Annotated in this window: 18 protein-coding genes; 14 read left to right on the top strand and 4 right to left on the bottom strand. The window is 63.1% G+C overall.

Annotation, left to right across the window (positions count from 1 at the left end):
- Positions 1-123 precede the first annotated feature (123 nt).
- From F757_RS0104520 to F757_RS0104470, 11 genes are all read left to right on the top strand, one after another.
- Positions 124-1,311 (top strand): FAD-dependent monooxygenase, encoded by a 1,188-nt coding sequence (locus F757_RS0104520; RefSeq protein WP_027210367.1) that lies wholly within the window; start codon positions 124-126, stop codon positions 1,309-1,311.
- Positions 1,312-1,352: 41 nt separating this feature from the next.
- On the top strand, positions 1,353-1,886 hold the full coding sequence (locus F757_RS0104515) for a VOC family protein (RefSeq protein ID WP_027210366.1): 534 nt from the start codon (positions 1,353-1,355) through the stop codon (positions 1,884-1,886).
- Positions 1,883-3,241 (top strand): fumarylacetoacetase, encoded by a 1,359-nt coding sequence (fahA, locus tag F757_RS0104510; RefSeq protein WP_027210365.1) that lies wholly within the window; start codon positions 1,883-1,885, stop codon positions 3,239-3,241. The genes F757_RS0104515 and fahA overlap by 4 nt, the downstream gene beginning before the upstream one ends.
- Positions 3,238-4,005, top strand: coding sequence for an alpha/beta fold hydrolase (locus F757_RS0104505; protein ID WP_027210364.1), 768 nt, complete (start codon positions 3,238-3,240; stop codon positions 4,003-4,005). Before fahA ends, F757_RS0104505 begins: the two co-directional genes overlap by 4 nt.
- A 13-nt stretch (positions 4,006-4,018) precedes the next feature.
- Positions 4,019-4,837 (top strand): FAD binding domain-containing protein, encoded by an 819-nt coding sequence (locus F757_RS0104500; protein ID WP_027210363.1) that lies wholly within the window; start codon positions 4,019-4,021, stop codon positions 4,835-4,837.
- Positions 4,838-4,866: 29 nt separating this feature from the next.
- Positions 4,867-5,334: an SRPBCC family protein gene (locus F757_RS0104495; RefSeq protein ID WP_027210362.1), complete on the top strand. Its 468-nt coding sequence runs from the start codon at positions 4,867-4,869 to the stop codon at positions 5,332-5,334.
- Between the two features lie 49 nt (positions 5,335-5,383).
- Positions 5,384-5,905 carry a (2Fe-2S)-binding protein gene (locus F757_RS0104490; protein ID WP_027210361.1) on the top strand — a complete coding sequence of 174 codons (522 nt, stop codon included), beginning with the start codon at positions 5,384-5,386 and terminating at the stop codon, positions 5,903-5,905.
- Positions 5,902-8,238, top strand: coding sequence for a xanthine dehydrogenase family protein molybdopterin-binding subunit (locus F757_RS0104485; protein WP_027210360.1), 2,337 nt, complete (start codon positions 5,902-5,904; stop codon positions 8,236-8,238). Before F757_RS0104490 ends, F757_RS0104485 begins: the two co-directional genes overlap by 4 nt.
- Positions 8,239-8,278: 40 nt before the next feature.
- Positions 8,279-9,004 (top strand): enoyl-CoA hydratase/isomerase family protein, encoded by a 726-nt coding sequence (locus tag F757_RS0104480; protein ID WP_027210359.1) that lies wholly within the window; start codon positions 8,279-8,281, stop codon positions 9,002-9,004.
- A 67-nt stretch (positions 9,005-9,071) separates the two neighbouring features.
- Complete coding sequence (locus tag F757_RS0104475) at positions 9,072-10,637, top strand: UbiD family decarboxylase (RefSeq protein ID WP_027210358.1); 1,566 nt, start codon at positions 9,072-9,074, stop codon at positions 10,635-10,637.
- Between the two features lie 136 nt (positions 10,638-10,773).
- The gene (locus F757_RS0104470; protein WP_027210357.1) at positions 10,774-11,697 is read left to right on the top strand and encodes a LysR family transcriptional regulator; all 924 of its coding nucleotides are present in this window, start codon (positions 10,774-10,776) and stop codon (positions 11,695-11,697) included.
- 116 nt (positions 11,698-11,813) lie between these two features.
- On the opposite strand, the gene F757_RS0104465 is transcribed toward F757_RS0104470, so the two are convergent.
- From F757_RS0104465 to F757_RS0104450, 4 genes are all read right to left on the bottom strand, one after another.
- Positions 11,814-12,914, bottom strand: coding sequence for an HAD family hydrolase (locus F757_RS0104465; protein ID WP_051376667.1), 1,101 nt, complete (start codon positions 12,912-12,914; stop codon positions 11,814-11,816).
- Positions 12,915-13,021: 107 nt separating this feature from the next.
- A complete protein-coding gene (locus F757_RS0104460) occupies positions 13,022-14,629 on the bottom strand; it encodes an arylsulfatase (protein WP_232221349.1) in 1,608 nt (535 codons plus the stop codon).
- 219 nt (positions 14,630-14,848) lie between these two features.
- Entirely contained in the window at positions 14,849-15,397 is a 549-nt protein-coding gene (locus F757_RS0104455) for a hypothetical protein (RefSeq protein ID WP_027210354.1), read from the bottom strand.
- Between the two features lie 7 nt (positions 15,398-15,404).
- Entirely contained in the window at positions 15,405-17,360 is a 1,956-nt protein-coding gene (locus tag F757_RS0104450; RefSeq protein WP_051376678.1) for an alkyl/aryl-sulfatase, read from the bottom strand.
- 363 nt (positions 17,361-17,723) lie between these two features.
- Here F757_RS0104450 and F757_RS0104445 point away from each other — a divergent pair, with 363 nt between their 5' ends.
- The 3 genes from F757_RS0104445 (at position 17,724) to F757_RS0104435 (ending at position 21,241) form a co-directional block, all read left to right on the top strand.
- Positions 17,724-18,236, top strand: coding sequence for a hypothetical protein (locus F757_RS0104445; protein ID WP_027210352.1), 513 nt, complete (start codon positions 17,724-17,726; stop codon positions 18,234-18,236).
- Positions 18,237-18,953: 717 nt separating this feature from the next.
- Complete coding sequence (locus F757_RS32950; protein WP_198021341.1) at positions 18,954-20,618, top strand: sensor histidine kinase; 1,665 nt, start codon at positions 18,954-18,956, stop codon at positions 20,616-20,618.
- Positions 20,618-21,241 carry a response regulator transcription factor gene (locus tag F757_RS0104435; protein WP_027210351.1) on the top strand — a complete coding sequence of 208 codons (624 nt, stop codon included), beginning with the start codon at positions 20,618-20,620 and terminating at the stop codon, positions 21,239-21,241. Before F757_RS32950 ends, F757_RS0104435 begins: the two co-directional genes overlap by 1 nt.
- Positions 21,242-21,320: the final 79 nt, after the last annotated feature.

Genomic DNA, 21,320 nt, shown 5'->3' with positions numbered 1-21,320 from the left:
GAAACTGACGTTGCTTTAAAGTGGTTCTGTTCCAACGCAGAACCCTATTTAAAAGATTTATCGATCAATTGATAAATCTTCTCGATAAGAGAAACGTCATTACGAAAGAGGTCGAAAGATCGAATGAAAATCGTCATTGCAGGGGCCGGAATCGGCGGCCTGACGGCGGGCGCCGCGTTGCTCAGACAAGGCTTCGACGTCACCATTCTTGAACAGGCAAAAGCGCTCGGGGAGATCGGCGCCGGCGTGCAGTTGAGCCCGAACGCCACGCGCGTGCTGTACCGCATCGGCGTCGGCAAGCGCCTGGAAGGCCTTGCGTGCGAGCCGCCCGGCAAGCGCGTGCGACTCTGGAACAGCGGTCAAACGTGGCCGCTCTTCGATCTCGGCGCGGCATCGCGTGAAGTATTCGGGTTTCCCTATCTGACCGTGCATCGCGCCGACCTCCACCAGGCGCTCGTCGACGCAGTGCGCGCTTTTCGCGCTGACGCGATCAGGCTCGATCACAAGGTCGAGTCGATTGTGCAGAACGACGGCAAGGTCGAAGTGCAAACCACTTCGGGCGCCACGTTCGAAGCGGACCTGCTGATCGGTGCAGACGGCGTGCACTCGCGCGTGCGGCGCGCTCTGTTCGGCGCGGACGAGCCTGTTTATTCCGGCGTGATGGCCTGGCGCGGCGTGATCGACGCCACGAAACTGCCCGAGCATATGCGCACGGCGTACGGCACCAACTGGGTCGGCCCCGGCGCGCATGTGATTCATTATCCGCTGCGCGGCCACCAGCTGATCAACTTCGTCGGTGCAGTCGAGCGCGACGGCTGGCAGGTCGAATCATGGTCCGAACGCGGCACCATCGAAGAATGCCTCGCCGATTTCGAGGGCTGGCACGAAGACGTACGCACGATGATCTCCGCGATCGACGTGCCGTACAAATGGGCGCTCATGATCCGCGAGCCGATGGCGCGCTGGAGCTCCGGCAACGCCACGCTGCTCGGCGACGCATGCCACCCCACGTTGCCGTTCCTGGCGCAAGGCGCCGGCATGGCGCTCGAAGACGGCTATCTGATCGCACGCTGCCTTGCGCGTTACGAGAACGACATGCCGCGCGCCCTCGAACGTTACGAGGCGTTGCGCCTCGAGCGCACCTCGCGCATCGTGCGCGGCTCGGCGGCCAACACCAAACGCTTTCACAATCCCGCGCTCGCGCACGCCGAAGGCGCAGCTGAATACGTCGATCGGGAGTGGAACGAAGAGCGGGTCAAAGAGCGCTACAACTGGCTGTTCGAATACGACGTCGACGCAGTCGAAATCTGAGCGCGCCTGCCCGATCCGCTCGCGCATCAAGGAGACACAGCATGCCCCAAACCCTGCCGCAGGTGCTCGGCCTGCACCACTTCGCGTGGCGCTGCCGCAATGCCGAAGAAACGCGCCATTTCTACGAAGACATTCTCGGTTTGCCGCTCGTCCATGTGATCCGCCTCGACCGCGTGCCGAGCACGGGCGAATACTGCCCGTACGTGCACCTGTTCTTCGAAATGGCCGACGGCTCCTACATTGCCTTCTTCGATCTCGGCGACGACACGGCCGCAGAGCCCTCGCCGAACACGCCGCCGTGGGTCAACCATATCGCGTTGCGCGTCGCCAGCGTGGACGCGCTCGAAACGATGAAACAGCGTCTGGCCGATCACGGCATCGAGGTGCTGGGCGTCACCGATCATCATTTTGTGCGCTCCATCTACTTCTTCGACCCCAACGGTTTCCGCCTCGAATTGACGGTTCCCGTCGCACCGGCGCAAACGCTCGCCACGTATAGAAAAGAGGCGCGTCCGCTGCTCGATGCGTGGACCGAAACACGCCGCCACGCGGGCAAGGAGACGCCTGTCGTATGAGCACGCTCAACCCCACTCACGACCCCGCGCGTCGTAGCTGGATCGAATCGGCGAACCAGCCGGATACGGACTTCCCGATCCAGAATCTGCCGTTTGGCGTATTCGAGCGCGACGGCGTTGCGCGCGGCGCCGTCGCAATCGGCGAACATGCCGTCGACCTGCGCATGCTGCACGAGAGCGGCCTGATCGCCGCGGGCAGCGACGCCGCGCTTGCCTGCGAAGCAGCCGCGGCGGGCACGCTGGAGCGGCTGATGGCGATGCCGGCGCGCTATGCGAGCGCCCTGCGAGCCGCGCTGTCCGATTTGCTGAAAAGCGACGCGCCGCAGCGTACCCGCGTGCAGCAGATGGCCGATGCACTCCTGCCGCGCATCGACACCCTTGAGCTGCGCATGCCTTGCGACGTCGGCGACTACACCGACTTTCTGACCTCGCTTCATCACACCGAGCGCCACGGCCGCTACAAGGGGCTCGCCGATCCCCTGCCGCCCGCGTTCAAGTCGCTGCCTATCGCGTATCACGGCCGCGCGTCGTCGCTGTGCGTGAGCGGCGGCGAAGTACGCCGTCCGCACGGCCAGTATCGCGACGCGAACGGGCAGATCGTGTTCGGCCCCGCACCCGCGCTCGACTTCGAACTGGAACTCGCGGCATGGATCGGCCTGGGCAATCGGCTCACGCAACCTATCGCCGTGGACGACGCTCACGCGCACATCTTCGGTTACTCGCTGCTCAACGACTGGTCCGCAAAAAGCATTCAGTGGTTCGAGCAGGTGCTGGGACCGTTTCTCGGCAAGAGCTTTCATTCGAGCCTGTCGCCGTGGATCGTAACCGCCGAAGCGCTCGCGCCCTTCCGCAAAGCGCCCGTTGCGCGCGGCGCAGACGATCCACCGTTGATGCCGCATTTGCACGGGTTGCGCGATCAGCGGGAAGGCGGCCTGCATCTGGAGCTGTATGCGCATCTGTCGACTCAGGCGCTGCGCGAGGGCGGCGCCCGCGCAATACGCATCACGCACACGCATCTGGACAACCTGTACTGGACGTTCGCGCAGATGGTCGCGCATCACACGAGCAATGGCTGCAACCTGCGCACCGGCGATCTGCTGGGCAGCGGCACCATCTCCGGCGCCGACGATGCGGCGCGCGCGTGTATCACCGAGCTGACGAACGCCGGCCGCGATCCGCTTTGCCTGCCCAACGGCGAGACCCGCACGGCACTTGAAGACGGCGACGAGATCACCCTGAGCGCGCGTGCAACAAAAGCGGGGGCGGTGCCGATCGGCTTCGGCGAATGCCGTGCGCGCATTGCGCCGGCGCTTGAGTTGACGTTCGGACCACGCGAGGCGGAGGCGGCCGCATGACCCAGGCGCTCAACGGTTACGTGCAGGTCGGCGCAGGCCCGCGCAAGGTGCTCGCGATGAACGGCTGGTTCGGCAGCGCCGACGACTGGCACGCGCTCGTTCCCATGCTGGACACCGACAGCTTCACCTACGTGTTCTTCGACTATCGCGGCTACGGCCGCTCGCGAGAGCGCGACGGCGCGTTCACGTTCGAAGAAGCCGCTCACGACGTGCTCGCGCTTGCCGATCATCTCGGCTGGGAGCGCTTCAGCCTGATCGGTCATTCAATGGGCGGCGTGGCGATCCAGCGCGTGCTGCTCGCCGCGCCCGCACGCATCGAACGCATGGCCGGCGTATGCGCCGTGCCCGCGTGCGGCTCGCGGATGGACGACGCGCGGCTTGCCGGATTCCGCGCGGCCGTGGAGGACGTCGAGCGGCGCGCCGCGATCATCGCCTTTTCGACCGGCAATCGTCTCGTGCCTCGCTTCAGCGCGCATCTCGCGCGCGAGTCGCAAAGGCTCTCGCGCGCCGATGCTTTTGCAAGCTTCCTGCCGCAATGGGCCGCGAACGATTTTTCGGCACAGGTCGAGGGCAACACGACGCCGGTCAGGCTTTTCGTCGGCGAACACGATCCGACCATCACCGCGGACCTGATGAAACGCACGTGGCTTGCGTGGTATCCGAATGCGACGCTCGAGATGCTCGCGAACGCGGGCCATTACCCGATGCACGAAACGCCGGCCGCGCTCGCGACGTCGCTGGAAAACTGGCTGAAAGAAGCCTGACTCACGAGACATCATGTACGAGACCCTCTACCTTCGGGCGTCCTCACTCGACGAGGCGCTCGCGTGGCTGCGCGAACACGGCGACGCGCGCCCGCTGTCCGGCGGCATGACGCTGATCCCCACGCTCAAGCAGCGGCTTGCCGCGCCTTCGCACCTGATCGACATCACGCGTATCGAGGCGATGCGCGGCATCAGCGTGCAAGGCGACGTGCTGCGCGTGGGCGCGCTGACGAGACATGCGGAAGTGGCCGCCTCGCCGGTGGTCGAAGCGGCGATCCCGGCGCTCGCACGGCTTGCCAATGTGATCGCCGATCCGCAGGTGCGCAACCGCGGCACGATGGGCGGCTCGGTCGCGAACAACGACCCCGCCGCCGATTACCCGAGCGCCGTGCTCGCGCTCGGCGCGCAGGTCGTCACATCACAACGCCGCATTGCCGCCGACGACTATTTCGTCGATACCTTTCAGACCGCGCTCGAGCCGGACGAACTCGTGATCGGCTTCGAGTATCCGATTCCTCTGCGCGCGGCGTACGCGAAGTTGCGCCAGCCGGCCTCCGGCTATGCGGTCGTCGGCGTGTTCGTCGCGCAGTTTGCCGATTCGATTCGCGTGGCCGTGACCGGCGCGGGCGCCTCGGTGTTTCGCTGGTTCGACGCCGAAGCCGCACTGCACGCCGATCTCTCTGAGGTCGCGCTTGCCGGCCTGAAGATGGACAGCGGCTCGCTGCCCGACGACGACAACGGCTCGGCCGCCTATCGCGGGCATCTGATCGAAACCTACACACGTCGCGCCGTAGAGGCGCTGCTCGGGCAGCCGCTGCGCCGGCCCGCTTAATCCGCTTCACGTTTTCAGGAGACACAAGAATGGAGTTCACCGGATCGCAGACCATCGCCGCCACGCGCGAACAGGTGTGGAAAGGCTTGAACGATGCCGCCGTGTTGCAGGCATGCGTGCCGGGCTGCGAGGAGTTCGTCGCGCACAACGACGACGAGTACAAGGCCGTCGTGGTGGCCTCGGTCGGCCCCGTGAAGGCCCGCTTCAAGGGCACGTTGCAGCTCTCGGACCGCGACGGTCCCAACGGTTACCGCATCGTCGGCTCGGGCGAAGGCGGCGTGGCGGGCTTCGGCAAGATGGCTGCGACCGTCACGCTCGCCGACGCTGAAGAAGGCGGCACCCTCCTCACTTACGTCGCCGACGCGCAGGTGGGCGGCAAGCTGGCGCAGATCGGCTCGCGGCTCGTCACGTCGGTCGCCAACAAGCTCGCGGCGGAGTTCTTCAAGCGCTTTAACGCGACGATGAGCGCGCAGGCGAGCGCCGGCATGGCCGACTGAGCGCGGCGAGGCGCTCGATCCAGCAGGTCCAGCAACAACAGGGTGAATCATGGTTGAAGTTCAATTGCGGGTGAACGGCGCCGACGTGCGGCGCGAGGTTCCCGACCAGATGCTGCTCGTCGAATTTCTGCGCGAGACGCTGCGCCTCACGGGCACGCACGTCGGTTGCGACACGAGCCAGTGCGGCGCGTGCACGGTGCATCTCGACGGCGTTTCGGTGAAGTCGTGCACGGTGCTCGCCGCGCAGGCAAGCGGCGGCACGGTCACGACCGTCGAAGGTCTGTGCGGCAAACCCAGCGAAGCTGCGGACGCACCGCTGCATCCGGTGCAGAACGCGTTCGTGCAGTGCCACGGCTTGCAGTGCGGCTTCTGCACGCCGGGCATGATCATGTCGGTCGGCTTCTATCTGCGCGAAACGCCGCAGCTCGACGAAGCGAGCATCTGTCACGCGCTCGAAGGCAACATTTGCCGTTGCACCGGCTATGTGAACATCATCGAGGCGGTGCGCCATGCGGCGCGCGAAATGTACCCGGCGCTGGCCGCCTCCGCGACGGAGGGCGTCAAGCCATGATCGGTCAACCGCTTGCGCGCCTCGAAGACCGCCGCTTCGTCACCGGCAATGGCCGCTACACCGACGACTTCCAACTCGACGGCCAGGTGCACGCAGCCTTTCTGCGCTCGCCGCACGCACATGCCGCGCTGCGCTCGGTAGACGTGAGCGCCGCGCGCGAGGCGCCCGGCGTGATCGCGGTGCTCGTCGGCCAGGATTATCTGGACGACGGCTATCAGGGCGTGGACCACGTGCCCAACCCGGTCGACGCTGTCGACGCCACGAAGAAGGCATTCCTCACCTCGCTCACCGGCGAGATCTTCAACCAGTTGCACATTCCGCTGCCGACCGATCGTGTGCGCTACGTGGGCGAGCCGATCGCGATGGTGATCGCCAAGACGCCGCTCGCCGCGCGCAACGCTAGCGAAATGATCGAGGTCGACTACGAGGTGCTCGACGCGGTGGTCAACGCCGCCGACGCCATGCAGGACAGCGCGCCTCAGTTGTGGGAAGGCGCGCCGCGCAATCTGTGCTTTCAGACGCAGCTCGGCGATCGTGAAGAAGCGCGCCGCCTGATCGCCAATGCAGCGCTCGTGCTCACGCGCGAGTTTCATCACAGCCGCGTCGTCAATTGTCAGATGGAGCCGCGCAGTGCGATTGGCGTGTTCGACCACGAAAGCGGCCTGTACACGCTGATCTCCGGCAGTCAGGGCGCGGTGCGGCAAAAGCTTTGCCTCGCGGCAGCGCTCAAGGTGCCGCCGGCCCAGGTGCGCGTGGTGTGCCCCGATACTGGCGGCGGCTTCGGCCCGCGCTCGTTCATCTACGTCGAGCAACTGGCCGTGGTGTGGGCCGCGCGCCGCATCGGCCGGCCCGTCAAGTGGACGAGCGATCGCAGCGAGGCGTTTCTCTCCGACTATCAGGGCCGCGACCAGATCTTGCGTGCGACCTTCGGCTTCGCGAGCGACGGCCGCATTCTCGCCATCGACAACGAATGGATCGGCAATGTCGGCGCGCATACGGTTTCGTACGTGCCGATGTCGAACGGCTCGCGCATCATGACGACCGTCTACGACGTGCCGGTCGCCGCCGTGCATATCAGCGCGGTGCTGACCAACACCGTGCCGACCGCGCCCTACCGCGGCGCGGGCCGCCCGGAGGCGACGCACGTAATCGAGCGCATGCTCGATCTGGCGGCCGCGCAGTTGAAGCTGGACCGTGCCGAGATCCGTCAACGCAATCTGATCGCGCACGACAAGCTGCCGTATCGCAGCCCGATGGGTCTCACCTACGACAGTGGTGAATTCGCGCGCAACATGGCGCGTGCGCTGGAACTCGCGCAATGGGACAGCTTTGAAGCACGCCGCGCGGCCTCGCTCGAAAAGGGCCTGCTGCGTGGCATCGGCCTCGCGAACTATATCGAGTCGCCGGTGGGCGCGCCGCGCGAGCGCATTGAAGTGACAGTGCTGCCCGAAGGCCGCATCGACATCGTGGCGGGCACGCAATCCACCGGCCAGGGCCACGAAACCACGTTCGCACAAGTGATCGCGCAACACCTGGGCGTGCCGATCCGTTCCATCACGCTTCGCACCGGCGACACGGCATTTGTGAGCGTGGGTGGCGGCAGTCATTCGGACCGCTCGATGCGTCTTGGCGGGATGTTGCTGGTCGACGCGGCCGCGCAGATCGTAGCGCTTGGAAAACGCGTGGCCGCCGCGCAGTTCGGTGTCTCGCCCGAACAGGTGACGTTCGAAAACGGCGTGTTCCGCGATACCGCTGCGTCGCGCGAGCTCGGCCTTTTTGAAGTGGCCGTCCAGGTCGCACGCGACGGCCTGCCGGGCGAGCCCGCCACCCGCAAGCTCTACGCGCAAGCCGAGGTGAACACGCGGGTGCCTGCGCATCCCACAGGCGCGGCGGTCTGCGAGCTCGAGGTCGACCCGGACACCGGTGTGGTGACGCTTGTCAACTACACATCTGTGGACGACGTGGGTCAGCCCATCAATCCGCTCATCGTGGAAGGCCAGGTGCACGGCGGCCTCGCGCAAGGTATCGGCCAGGCGCTCTCGGAGACCTGTTACGTGGACCGCGAGACCGGCCAGGTACTGACCGGTTCGTACATGGACTACGGCATGCCGCGCGCGGGCGTAATTCCCACGCTGAACCTCGAACTCACCGAGGACCCCACCAAGGGCAATCCGCTGCGCGTGAAAGGCGGCGGAGAAAGCGGCATCACGCCGGCCACGGCGACCATCTTCAACGCGCTTGCCGACGCGCTCAAGACTTTCGGCACCGACGAACTCGCCATGCCGGCCACGCCGAAAGTCGTGTGGGAATACATTCACCGCGATCTGGCGTAAGCGGTTACACGAACACATCACAATCAACCAGGAGATCCGCATGTCCAGCCCCTCTGTTGCGATAGAACGCAACGGCCCGCTCGTGGACGTCGTGCTCGACCGTGCCGCAAACGGCAACCTGATCGACGCGGGCATGAGCGAGGCCATCATCGACACTGTCGCCACGCTCGATGACGACGTGAAGCTCGTGCGCATCCGTTCGCGCGGCGCAGACTTTTGCAAAGGCCGCCAGTCGCCTATGCCGCCGAAGGACGCGAAGCCGTCCGCCGAAACCTTGCGCCGCGTGGTCGCCGCGCCGCCGCTCGCGCTCTACGACGCGCTGAAGGCCGTGCGCGTACCGCTCATCTCCGTCGTGCGCGGCGAGGCGCTCGGCGTAGGCTGCGCGCTCGCCGCTGTATGCGACATCGCGCTGGCCGCCGACGACGCCGTGTTCCAGATCCCCGAGATGGAGCGCGACATTCCGCCGACGCTCGTCATGTCCGCGCTGATCGGACGCGTGCCGCTGAAAACCGTCGCGCACATGGTGCTGAGCCGCGCGAGGCTGTCCGCCGGCGAAGCGTTGCACGCGGGGCTCGTGAGCCGCGTGGTGGCCGCCGCGGACCTGGACGCCGAAGCCGATGCGCTTGCCAACACGCTGCTCGGCTGCAGCGCCGTAACGCTGCGCGCGGTCAAGCAGTTCCTGCACCTCGCCCCCGAAATGCCGGCGAGCGGCGCGAGCGGTTTCGCCGCGCACCTTGCGGCCACTGCGCTGTCCGCCCGCTTCTGACAAAGGCGCGAGGCGTGCCCCTTGGAACTTGAAGAACATTGCGTACTACGATGCGCGAGGAACCCAATTGAGACCTAAGACCGCTATTCCCCGCACCGCGGACGGCAGCGCCGTGCCCGACCTCGAACGCTTTCGCCTGCGCCGCTTCCTCGAATCGCTCGACGACACGGAGCTCGAACGCCATGAAGAAAGCGTCGATCTCGCCGACATCGCCGCGATCATGGAAGGCAATCCGCGCGCGGTATGGTTCGCGCGGCCTTCCGGCGGCGCGATCCCGCTCGCGGGCAGCGTGACGGCAAGTCGCACACGCCTCGCGCGCGCGTTCGACACTACCCCGTTGCGCCTGCTCGAGACCGTGCGCGAACGCCTGCGCGTGAAGGGCCAACTCGTCGAAGTGAGCCGCAAAGAAGCGCCTGTGCAGCAGGTCGTGCTCACCGGCGACCAATGCGATTTCACCGCCCTGCCCGTTCATTTGCAGCACGACCAGGACGGCGCACCGTACATTTCGGCATCAATCGACTTTGCTGTCGATCCGGAGACGGGCTGGACCAATGTCGGCATCCGCCGGCTGATGCTGCGCGGCCGGCGCACCGCTGGCGTCGACCTCGTCGCGCCTTCGGACTTGCGCGCGATTGCAATCGGTCACGCCAAACGCGGCGAGCGCACACCAATAGCGTTCGCGGTCGGCACGCATCCGGTCGACCATGTCGGCGCGACCATGCGCATTCCGGCCGACGAGCTCGAACTGGTGGCCGCGCTGCGCGGGCAGACAATGGGCGTGGTCAAGTGCGTGACGAACGACCTGCTCGTTCCCGCCGACGCCGAGTTCATTCTCGAAGGCTATCTCGACGAGCGCGGCCACGCCGAGCCGGAAGGCCCGTACGGAGAGTTCCTCGGCTACTACGGCGGCGTCAAGACGAACCCGGTGTTTCACCTGACGGCGATCACGCACCGGCACGACGCCGTCTTTCAGACCTGCACGATTGGCGGCAGCTCGATGGCGCGCACCGATACCGCACAACTCGCCGCGCTGCGCACCGAGGTCACGGTGTGGCGCGCGCTCGAGACCGCCGTGCGCGATGTCAAAGCCGTCTACGCGAATCCCGCGACGGGCGGCATGTTCAACGTGCGCGTCGCGATGCAGCAACGCGTGCCGGGCGAAGCGCGCAACGCAATCGCGGCTGTGTTCGCGTCGCTCGCGAACGTCAAGCATGTGTTCGTGGTGGACCCGGACATCGACGTGTTCTCGGACGAGCAGATGGACTGGGCGCTCGCCACGCGCTTCCAGGCCGACCGCGATCTGCTGTGCGCGGACGGTTTGCGCGCGATGCCGCTCGATCCATCGCTTCTTGGCGCGCGAACCACCGCGAAAGCCGGCTTCGATCTCACGCTGCCGCTGCTCGCGCCTGGCGCTCAACGTGACCTCGAACATCGGGTGCCGACGCCGCCCGCCTATCGCGGCGCGCGTTTCGACTCGCTCGAAGCGGCGCTCGAACACGGACCGAAGCGCTTCGCCGAGCTGATGGCCGCGACCGGCACACGCGACGGCCGCGAGGTGGTGCGCTGGCTGGAAGACGTGCAACAGCGCCGGAGCATTGCGCGCGACGAAGAAGGCCGCTACGCGTTTGCCTGATGCTGCATGCCGCCGCATGCCGCACGAGCTGACGCACAGGCGGCTGCCGCGCGTGGAACGGCGGCGCAGCAGCCGCCGCGGCAGACGGGATAGAATCGGGCTTGCCTCAAGCCCGATCCACGAAAAGCTGTCGTCGATGAACCTGTCCCTCAAACAACTCAAAGTCTTTCTCGGCGTCGCGAACGCATCGAGCTTCACGAAGACGGCGCAGAGCATGCATCTGAGCCAGGCGGCGCTCTCGGCGATCATCCGCGAACTCGAAACGCAGTTGAATTGCCGGCTGCTCGAACGCACCACGCGCACTGTGTCGCTTACCGATGCCGGGCGCGTGTTTTATCCCACGGCTATGGCGATCGTCGAAACGCTCGAAAAGTCGGTGATAGAACTGAACGAACTGGGCCGGCAGAAGCAGTCGTCGCTGCTGCTCGGTTGCACGCCGATGATCGCGGCGAGCCTCATGCCGCCCGTACTCGCGCGTTTCGCGCAGGTCTATCCGGCCTCGCATATCGAGCTCGTCGACCGCAATCCGACCGAACTCCTGCAAATGGTCGAGGAAGGTCATCTCGATGCGGCCTTCGGCGTGTTCTTCTCGCAGCTTTCCGGCATTGACCGTGTGCCGCTCTTTCCGACGCGCCTCGTGGCTGTGTCCAGTACGGACGAAGGCTCGCCGCGACGGGGCTCGGGCATTCGCTGGACCGCGCTCGAAGATCGGCCGCTCATCACGTTGCCGAAGGACAATCCGCTGCAACGCCTGATCGAGGCGACGCTTTCAAAAGAAGAAGTGACTGTGAGCCGGCGCATTGTGGTCGGACATTTACAGACGGCCATCGCAATGGCGCAGGAAGGACTCGGCACCGCGGTCATGCCGCAGTTCTGCGAGCACATTTGCTACCGGTATCGTGTGCGCATCGACGCGGTTCGCCCGGAAGTGCCGCTCTCGTTTTACCGCATCACACGCACGGGGCGCGACACGATGAACACGCTCGACCAGTTCACCGCGTTGTTCACCGAAGCCGCCACCGAAAATCCCGCCGGCATCATCGATATAGACGAAGACTGATGGGACGAGCTCCAGCCGCGATGGCCGCGTCGCAAACCAGGTCAGCGGGCGCTCGACCACGGTGTTGCGGATGTCGCTCGCGTTCTGTCTCCGGGTAAGCGCCCGGTCATGCGGCTCTACTGCGCAGCGCCGGCCTTCGGCGCGGCATACACAGTCTTCCAGTCCTGCTTCATGCTGACGACAACCCAGCCGCGGGCAAGTGCCTGGTCCCACGCTCTGTCAAGCCGCGCTAACGAAGACTTGCGGTCGTACGCGAACTCCCGCTCTGCATCGTCGTGATGTAGCAGCAGTGCGAGCGTTTTGCCGGGGCCGCCCGCGGTGTATTCAAGCATTTCCCGATCACCGTCGGAATTGCCGAACGCGAGGATCGGGCGAGCGCCTATCGCGCGAAATATACCGACGGGTTTTCCGGGGCCGTCGTCCACGAAATCAAAGCCGGCCCCGCGCACGAGTACTGGCTTGCCGTCGCGCACTTCGTACTTCAGCTTCTCCTGCGTACCCACCACCCTGTCAGGCGGAATGCCATACGCGTCGGTCACCCACACGCGCATGAATTCAGCCGTCCCGCCCGACACGATCCATATTCTGAATCCGCTTGCCCTGAGCAGACCGAGCAACTCCAGTTGCGGGCGATAGACGAGTTCGGTGTAACGCCGCTGCAGGGTTGGGTGTTTCGCGCTCGCGAGCCAGTTGCGAATGGACTGGTCATATTCGTCCGTCGTCATGCCGCTGTTGGCCACCGCGATCATCTGCAGAAGCGCTTTCTGGTTTTTGGCGAGCACTTCTGTGTCGTGCGCGAGTAGCGCCTTGAAGACGGGATCTTTTTGCCACTCCGGGTGCCTGGGCGCAGCGGCCTTCAATGTTTCGACCATGAACGACAACTGGAACGGCATGGGCTGTTCGCTCCACAGCGTGCCGTCGTTGTCGAATACCGCGATGCGCGCCTCGGGCGGCACATAGTTCGCGGACCCGGGTCGCGTTACATCGCCAATGAACGCGAGAATCGCGGCACGTGCTGCGCCTTCCTGCCACGACGGCAGGGCCGCGGCCGACGGCTCGCCCACGAGCACCTGTTGTGGACTCGCGGCCGGCGTGCCGGCCCCTGGCTGCGGCTGGTCGCTCGCACAGGCGCTCAAAACCAGGCACGCGCCGACGATCCACGCTCGAAGACGACGCAGCACTGGCCATGCACGCATGTGATGTTCGCTCACGTACATTGTTATTGCCCCACGTTCAATCAGTTGATGCAACCGGGTTATAGACCCGGTGTGCGCATCGAGCGCTGGACAGCCGCGCCAAAGCCGGCCGTGCAGCGCGGCAACGGTCAGTTCCCGCTCGGCAGCGGAATGCTGAAGCCCCCCTTGTCGAGTTCGTCCCGAATGTACTTGAACCGCTGATACTGAGTAAGTGTGATCGGCCCTGAATATCCCTCGCTCTGCAGCTTGCGGGGCGGATACTTCACATACGTCTGCATCTGCTCCTTCACTGCGGCATTGAATGCCACCAGCGTCCACGTATGTTCGGTGTAATTGTTCATGAAGATATCGTACCGTTCCTGTGGATCCTGATACAGGTCGAACACCTGCGGCACGGTTGCAACGTACTTCTCGGGCCCCTTCCAGCCCAGATTCGAGTCGACGGCCAGGGCGCCGGTGTCGGTGCCCCCGTCGCCGCGCAGGTTGAACACAGCCTTGAACTGTCCGACGCGCACCGCCCCCGGAGTCAACTCGTTCTCCGTGAAGTAGAACCATGCGGTGCGCCTGCTTTTGCCGGTGCCGAACAGAACAGGCGACATGTCATAGCTGTCGAAAATAATGGGCTTGCCTTCGCGGTCGTTCTTGGGCAGTTCCACACCAGCCACCGCAGCGAACGTCGCCATCAGATCGAGGCCGCCCACGATGTCGTAGTTTCTCGAATGTTCCTTGATCTTGCCTGGCCACCAGGCGATGGCAGGAACGCGTGAGCCGCCCTCCCGGTCGGTTCCCTTCGTGCCGCGCAACGGTGTGTAACCAGCGTCCGGATAGACGTCCTGCCACGCGCCGTTGTCCGTGGTAAAGACGACGAGCGTGTTCTTGTCGAGCCCTTTCTCGCGCAGCTTGTCCATGATGTGACCGACCCGCGCGTCGAGTTCCACGAGCGAATCCGCGTACTTCGATTTCGACAGCGATTTGCCGACGTAGTCCGGATCAGGAAGATTCGGCTGATGGACTTTCATGAAGTTGACGTTGATAAAGAACGGCTGTCCCTTTTGCGCGGCTTCGTCGATATAGTCGAGTGCCGCCTTTTCGATGTAACGATCGACAAACGGAATACCGACCACGCCTTTCTCGGGTGTGTTCTCGTATTGACCATTTACTTTGAAGTCTTCGCGCGCCTGTGCGCCTGCCTTGCCGGAAAGCATACCCTTCGTCACCTTCACGAACAGGTCGCGAGTCTTCTGGTCCATATCGGGAAACCATTTTGGATCAGAGTATGTGTAGGCGTTCAAATGGTACAGCCCGACGTATCTCATGTCGTCGTAGCCTTGTGCATTGGGTAGCGCATAGTCCGACTCGCCGAGGTGCCATTTGCCCGTGAAATACGTGTTGTAGTGCGCGAGCTTCAATACCGACGCCAGTGTCCATTCAGCACGCGGCAGACCGCCACCCTGCCCTTGAAATGCCACTGTCGTCATGCCGCTGCGGTTGGGGTTACGCCCGGTCTGCATGGCCGCACGCCCCGGTGTGCAACTCGGCTGGCCATAGAAGTCGAAAAACGTCATGCCTTCGTCGGCCATCCTGTCGAGGTTCGGCGTTGGGATGCCGCGGCCTTCGCCACCACCGTATACGCCCAGGTCGCCCCAGCCCACATCGTCTCCCACGATCAGTACGATATTGGGCTTGCTGGACTGTTGAGTGTCCGTTTGCGCGTGCCCGTTTATCGCAACGCTCAAGAGGGCTGTCGTCACCAAAGCAAAAGGCGCACGTTTGACAGGCTTGTCACGCACTGCAAAGCATGTTTCAGGTTTCATCATGTTTGCCCTCGGTTTCGATCGATACGATACTTCATATGACTCTGGTACTTTTAAACCGCATTGCGTCGACAAAGATCGGCGGAAGATGCCCCTCGCGGCCACGACGCGCACGCTGAGCAAGCATGCCCGCACTTCGATCTATTCCATCAAGGGCACCGTGACCGGCTCCGCAACCGTGATCGCGGCGCTCGTGGCCAGCATCGACAGCAGAGCACTGCGCCGTGCAAGCGGTCCGTCCATGAACAGCAGCGATTCCGACTGCAACTGCGCTGTGTCTATTTCCGTATCGAGCCACGCCTGCATCGCCACTTGAGACGTCACTATCACCAGGCTCCTGGCTTCGACGTCTTCGGAGAGAACGTCAGGAGGCTCCGGCATGATGTCAGGGTCGAAGCCATCTTCAGTCGCGTGAAAAAAACCCCACGTTTCGTTCTCGATCAGCAAAATGTAAAAGTCCGGCAGGCTTTGGAGTTCTTCGGCTGTCAACGCCTGCTGCACACGGCTTTGCAAATCCTTGAGCGTGTCGACTGCCGTCATTCGCATGCGAGCCTGCGCGAGTGCCCCTTCCTCGATCTCGAGTTGCCGTAGCAAGCCAGCCTCGATCGCTCTCCTCGTCGCAACGGCCACGGCCAGCGCCTGCGGATGTCCGACACCGAATTCGATCTTGAAGTCGCAAATCGCACACATAGCCACCTCAGGGCGTCACGATGTTGAAATAGAACTCAAAGTTGTCGAGCCAGGAGATGAACTCTCCGAGCTTCTGGCTATCACCATCGATTTTCGCGTCGCCCGACATCACCAGTTTCTGGATGGTGGTAGAGCCAAGCATCACGTTGTTCAGATTGGCGCGCGTCATGGTGATCGACGCGTTCGCGGAGTTGGACGATCTTCCCTTCGAGTAGTGAATCGCGCTGTTCTCGACGCCCACCACGTAATTCTCTTTGGTGTCGGTCAACGTGAGGTTGAGCAATACCGATTTGCCCGCCGCACGCTCGCCGTTTAGCCGGATGCCGAGGAAGTCGAGAAACATGTCGAGCGGCATTGCGCGAATCGTATCCGGACTTTGGGGCGCCGGCGCGGGCACCTTCCTGATGCCACCGCGCAGTTCCTGTGCGCCGGTGAGATAGAAATTTCGCCACGGAGCGGACTCCGACTGATAGCCGAGCTGCTCGTATGCATCCGCGAGCATCTGCTTTGCCGCCGTATTTCCCGGATCGCTGAACACCACATGATTGACGACCTCCGCCACCCAGCGATACTCGCCTTTGTCGTAGTACGCCTGTGCCTTGCTGAGAACAGCAGCGGCGCCTCCCATGAACTCGACATAGCGCTTGCCGTTTTCCACCGGCGGCAGCCGGTGCAGGTTTGCGGGCACGCCGTCGAAAAAGCCGAGACGCAGGTTGTATTGCGCGACCACGTCGTGATACACCGTGCCATAGTAGCTGCGGCAATACCAGCGTTTCGCGAGACTATCGGGCAAGCGGATCTGCTCGCCGATTTCGAGCGGCGTCAGCCCCGAGTTCGCAAGACGCATGGTCTGGTCGTGCAGATAGCGGTACATGTCGCGCTGCGCACTCAGAAAAGAAACAATGCGATCGTTGCCCCAGGTCGGCCAGTAGTGCGACGCGAACAGCACTTGTGCGTCGCCACCGAACATGTCGATGGAAGCCTGCAGGTACTTGGACCACAGCAGTGCATCGCGAACTTTGGCGCCGCGCAACGTATAGAGATTGTGCAGCGTATGCGTCGCATCTTCCGCAGCGCAAAACGCCTTGTATCTGGGGAGATAGAACATGAATTCCGAGGGCGCCTCCGACTCCGGTGCCATCAATATCGTCATGTCCACACCGTCCAGCGTCATGCTCTGCCCCGTCTTCTCCGCGAAGAGGGTCGGCGTGATCAGCGTGATCGTGCCGACCGATGTCGTCTTGCCGAGGCCCCCATCCACACCTCCAGTCGGGTTGCGCGACAGGAGCGAGCCATACATGTAACTCGCGCGTCGGCCCATCGCATTGCCGGCTATGATGTTTTCGCCCACCGCCGCCTCCGTGAAGCCGGCTGGCGCCACGATCTTCACCTTGCCGGCGCTCACGTCCTCTTCGCTGACGAGGCCCCGTACGCCGCCGTAATGGTCCACATGGCTGTGCGTATAGATGACATGCGTGATCGGTTTGTCGCCCAGATGAGGAATGACCAGTTGCTTCCAGACAGCCGTGGCGACGTCCGCCGTGACGAACGGGTCGACGACAATCCAGCCCTGATTGCCGCGGATAATGCTCATGACCGAGAGGTCATATCCGCGAACCTGCCAGATGCCGTCGACGACCTGGAAGAGACCATGATGCATGTTGAGCTTGGCGTTACGCCAGAGGCTCGGGTTCACTGTCGGCGGAGCGTTGTTTTCGGGGCCTCCACTGACAAACGCAAATTGCTTCAGATCCCATGCCGGAAAATCTCCTTTTCCCGCGATAATCACAGGCTCGGGCAGCGTTGCGACCAGTCCGCGGCTCGCATCCTCGAAGTCCTGCGCGTCGGCGAATGAAAGGAATTCGGCGTATTGCCTGTTGATTTCCAGTGTGGCGCGCGTTGCCGGTTTGTTGGCCGCGCTCCCCGACCGTACCGAGGTCGTCTGCGCCAGTGCCTCCCCCATGACGCCTGACAATCCAGTTGCAGCACCGGCGACCGCGACGTTCTTCAGAAACGCTCTGCGCGCACCCGGTTCAGACGGTTGTTTCGGTTCAGACATCATGGCCTCCGTTATGGATGAACGACAGCGACTGCTGATCGACGTCAACGCTATTTTTCCCACAGCCCGCCGTGCTGACGCCATAGGTACTTGGGGCAACACAATTGCCCCTTGGGGCAATATCCCAACTGAGCCTTCCCTTTCACTGCGAGGACCGCTACATTAGATTGCGCAGGTGTCCTGCTCTAAAGAAATCGGCCTGTGCGTCGCTATGACGGCTGCCACGTCCGGTGGCTTTCAGCAATAGTGAAATGCGAGGTTCGTGTCATGAGTACGTTGCCCGGCAAGCTCAAGCATGAATTTATGAAGGTCCTTCCGCCCACACTGTTCTTTTTTGTCATTCTTCACGTCGTCACGTTGATTCGAGCGCTGATGATCAAAGGTACGGGCATACCGCTTCCCACCACGGCATCGGTGCTGATCGCCTCGCTTATTCTCGGCAAATCCGTCCTCGTAGCGGACATGCTGCCGTTCATCAACCGGTTTCCGGAAAAACCGCTAGTGTGGAACGTCGCGTGGAAGACCCTGATCTACGCGCTTGTCGCGCTGCTCGTGCACTATCTGGAACGGCTGTACGACTACTGGAAAGAGGCGCCAACGATCGTCGCGGCCCACCACGATCTCATGAGCGGGATCAACTGGCCACGCTTCTGGGCTATCCAGATACTGCTCGTCACGTTGATCCTCATGTACGCGGTCATTGCGGAACTCGCCAGAGTAATCGGCCGCCGGAGGCTCAAAGCGATGTTCTTCGGACCGCTCCCGATCCCGCCAGATTGATACGCCGACACAAGGTGTCATGCTCAGGACGACTGCATAATACGTGCTTGTGAACAGCACTTCAGGATAGCGAAGCATGCATTGTGCCTGCGTCTCAATCATGTGCTGCTGACCTTGGGGCAAGGCTGATTGAAGGCCCGTTTCGGAAAGCCGGCAATGGGCCAGGCAAGACATAATGCAGCGCCATTAACCCGCCAATTTCCATTTATATCGCATGGGTCGATACGCGCTTTGCGAATAGAGCCGGCTCATTCGACCTTTTGCACATGGGCCAGTGTTATTTTGCAATGCCAATTCATTCAGGTGAGCCAATCGTATAGTGTTTGCCAGACATCTTTCATACGAAACTCTTTTCGAATGATCGATTTCCAGGCATAGTGTGGGCGTCGTCTATCTGCGCCGACACTCATGAAAGACGAATGCGCTTCGAGGTTGGTTGGGAGCACTCTCGCGCTACCTGCGTTCGAGCCCGCTCTCGCCGTGCGCTGGCTAGTTGTTTTAATACTGGCATTTTCCTCGTGTGCTTATGCCGGACACACGTGGCGCGTCGTCATTTTGCCCGGCGCGGACCCCACGCAGCCAGCGGCTCAGGAACAGATTCTTGCAATTCGCAGTTCGATTGCCTCTGCTGCGCCGGACGGCGTCGAGTTTTACACCGACTCGCTGGATGACCTCCGCTTTGGAACCTCCGATCTGATGCCGAGCTTTCTCGCACTCATGAAGAGAAAGTATGAACACCGGCAAGTCGACATTGTGATTGGCCTCGCCGATTTTGCACTGGATTTTACGAGGCGCTATCACGACGAAATCTGGCCGGGCGCACCAGTGGTTATATCCAGCGTCGCTGATACACGGCGACCGGACATCCCACCGGAGTTCGCCCACTTGCCGGTCAATCTTGACGTGGGCGGCACGCTTGCAATCGCCGAGAGGTTGCAGCCGCGTGCGCGGCGTCTCGTCGTCGTATCGGGCGCGACCAAGCTGGATCTCCGCTTCGCCCAACGCGCTGTTGAGACGGCACGCGCGCGCCAATCCCGCGCCTGGAGTGTCGACGTCTGGAGCGGCTTGACCGTGCCCGATCTACAGCAACGTCTTGCCGCGCTCGATCGCGATACCGCTGTCCTCTACACGACCATGTATCGCGACAATAACGGTCGAACCTATTTCCCCTACGAGGTTGTCGCCCCCTTGGCGCAAGCGTCGAACGCTCCGATCTACGGCTGGTATCCGACCTACATGGGTCACGGGGTCGCGGCGGGATCCGTGGTCGACTTCGAGGCCAATGGGCGTCTCACGGGCTCGCTCGCAGCGTCGATCCTGCTTGGCAAGGCACCGCTGCAAGGCGCCACTATCCCTGCCAGCGCGCCGCGCTGTATCGCAGACGTGAGGATGTTCGAGAAGCTCGGGTTGGCGACAGCGGCATTGCCTGAACGCTGCGAGCTGGTCAACGTGCCACCTTCGCTGTGGCGCGAGTACAAGGGAGTCGTGCTGAGCGCCGTCGCCGTCGTCATGCTGCAGGCACTGACTATCGCCGCGCTGCTCTGGCAGCGGCGACAGCGTCGGCTCGCCGAAGAAGAAGCGACGCTGCGCCTCGACGAATTGGCCCGCGCGGCGCGCTTCGCTTCGGCTGGCGAACTGAGTGCCTCGATTGCACACGAAGTCGGGCAACCGCTTGGCGCCATACTCAGCAACGCAGACGCCGCAGGCATCATGCTCAAGGGCGAGCCTGAAACCGGTGAGCTGCATCTGATACTCGCTGACATTCGCCGCGACGCATTGCGCGCGGATCAGGTCGTGCAACGACTGCGGGCATTGCTACAAAAGCATACGACGAAGCTCGACGCGCTCAATCTGAATTCGACATTCGATGAGGCGCTTGCCCTGCTCGATCTCGAAGCCCGTCGGCGCCAGATTGTCATAGAAGCGGTCATGTCAGCCGAAAACGCCGTGGTGCAGGGCGACCGCGTGCAGTTGCAACAGGTATTGATCAATCTCGCCATCAATGCAATGGACGCGATGGAGGGCACGCCCGCGCCCGACAGGATATTGCGCGTCTCAACCCGACTGTCGGGATCAGGATTCGAACTGACCGTGGCTGACCGGGGACACGGCATCCCTGCCGACGCGACAAAGCGTCTGTTCGACTCGCTTTACACCACCAAGCCGCATGGCATGGGTCTCGGGCTCTCGATCGTCCGGACGATCGTCACGACTCACGGAGGTCGTGTCTCGGCCGCCGCGCGCGAGGCAGGCGGGAGCATATTCACAGTCTGGCTTCCGGCCGCGCCTGCGCCGGGCAAGCTGCAAGATTCCCGCCGAGCCTGTGTGACGCACGGTGAGCGCGCGTTGCAAGCCCGGTCTACAGCACAAGGAGGACACTGATGAGCGATCACGCTGATGTCGTCATCCACGTCGTCGACGACGATTGTTCGGCCCGCACCGCGCTGACTCGACTGCTGACGTGCGCCGGATACACCGTGAAGGGCTATCCGAGCGCGGGGGACTTTCTCGTGACGACGCCCGACACATCGCCAGCATGCCTGATACTGGACCTGGAAATGCCCGGACCCGACGGTCTGGACCTGCAGCGTGCGCTGCGTCGATTGGGCAATGACATGCCAATCGTCTTTATCAGCGCGTACCGCGATATTCCCAAAACGGTCATGGCCATGAAAGCCGGTGCGAGCGATTTTCTGATCAAGCCGATCGATTCGCAGACGCTGTTCGCCGCTATCGAAACCGCGCTTGCCGCGCCAGCGGTCGTGTCGTCCACGGGCGGATCGGGTGACGCGTCTCAGGCAACTGCGCTGAGCGCGCGGGAGCTAGTGGTACTGCGCGGCATTGTCGCCGGCCGGCTGAACAAGCAGATTGCCGCTGACCTGGCTCTGAGCGAGCGAACCGTCAAATCCTGCCGCGCTGAGCTCATGCGCAAGCTTCATGCGCATTCGCTAGCCGAACTCGTTATATTGGCCGAGCCGCTTGTGCGCGCGCAAGCTCCGGTGTGAAGCGCGGTTTGCCCCAAAGGGCAATTTGATTGCCCCTCGCCCCGATGGCGTCGAAATCCGGCTCGCACCACAATTGGTG

It is taken from the genome of Burkholderia sp. WSM2232, assembly GCF_000472545.1.
Lineage (GTDB): Bacteria > Pseudomonadota > Gammaproteobacteria > Burkholderiales > Burkholderiaceae > Paraburkholderia.
The sequence above is the reverse complement of the archived record's forward strand: the minus strand, read 5'-3'. Positions and strand labels throughout refer to the sequence as shown.

Coding starts and splice junctions, on each gene's coding strand:
- F757_RS0104445 (WP_027210352.1), top strand. CDS start 17,724: ATGAGTACGTTGCCCGGCAAGCTCAAGCATGAATTTATGAAGGTCCTT.
- F757_RS0104465 (WP_051376667.1), bottom strand. CDS start 12,914: ATGTACGTGAGCGAACATCACATGCGTGCATGGCCAGTGCTGCGTCGT.
- F757_RS32950 (WP_198021341.1), top strand. CDS start 18,954: ATGAAGAGAAAGTATGAACACCGGCAAGTCGACATTGTGATTGGCCTC.
- F757_RS0104520 (WP_027210367.1), top strand. CDS start 124: ATGAAAATCGTCATTGCAGGGGCCGGAATCGGCGGCCTGACGGCGGGC.
- F757_RS0104455 (WP_027210354.1), bottom strand. CDS start 15,397: ATGTGTGCGATTTGCGACTTCAAGATCGAATTCGGTGTCGGACATCCG.
- F757_RS0104435 (WP_027210351.1), top strand. CDS start 20,618: ATGAGCGATCACGCTGATGTCGTCATCCACGTCGTCGACGACGATTGT.
- F757_RS0104500 (WP_027210363.1), top strand. CDS start 4,019: ATGTACGAGACCCTCTACCTTCGGGCGTCCTCACTCGACGAGGCGCTC.
- F757_RS0104470 (WP_027210357.1), top strand. CDS start 10,774: ATGAACCTGTCCCTCAAACAACTCAAAGTCTTTCTCGGCGTCGCGAAC.
- F757_RS0104490 (WP_027210361.1), top strand. CDS start 5,384: ATGGTTGAAGTTCAATTGCGGGTGAACGGCGCCGACGTGCGGCGCGAG.
- F757_RS0104450 (WP_051376678.1), bottom strand. CDS start 17,360: ATGGGGGAGGCACTGGCGCAGACGACCTCGGTACGGTCGGGGAGCGCG.
- F757_RS0104515 (WP_027210366.1), top strand. CDS start 1,353: ATGCCCCAAACCCTGCCGCAGGTGCTCGGCCTGCACCACTTCGCGTGG.
- F757_RS0104485 (WP_027210360.1), top strand. CDS start 5,902: ATGATCGGTCAACCGCTTGCGCGCCTCGAAGACCGCCGCTTCGTCACC.
- fahA (WP_027210365.1), top strand. CDS start 1,883: ATGAGCACGCTCAACCCCACTCACGACCCCGCGCGTCGTAGCTGGATC.
- F757_RS0104480 (WP_027210359.1), top strand. CDS start 8,279: ATGTCCAGCCCCTCTGTTGCGATAGAACGCAACGGCCCGCTCGTGGAC.
- F757_RS0104505 (WP_027210364.1), top strand. CDS start 3,238: ATGACCCAGGCGCTCAACGGTTACGTGCAGGTCGGCGCAGGCCCGCGC.
- F757_RS0104495 (WP_027210362.1), top strand. CDS start 4,867: ATGGAGTTCACCGGATCGCAGACCATCGCCGCCACGCGCGAACAGGTG.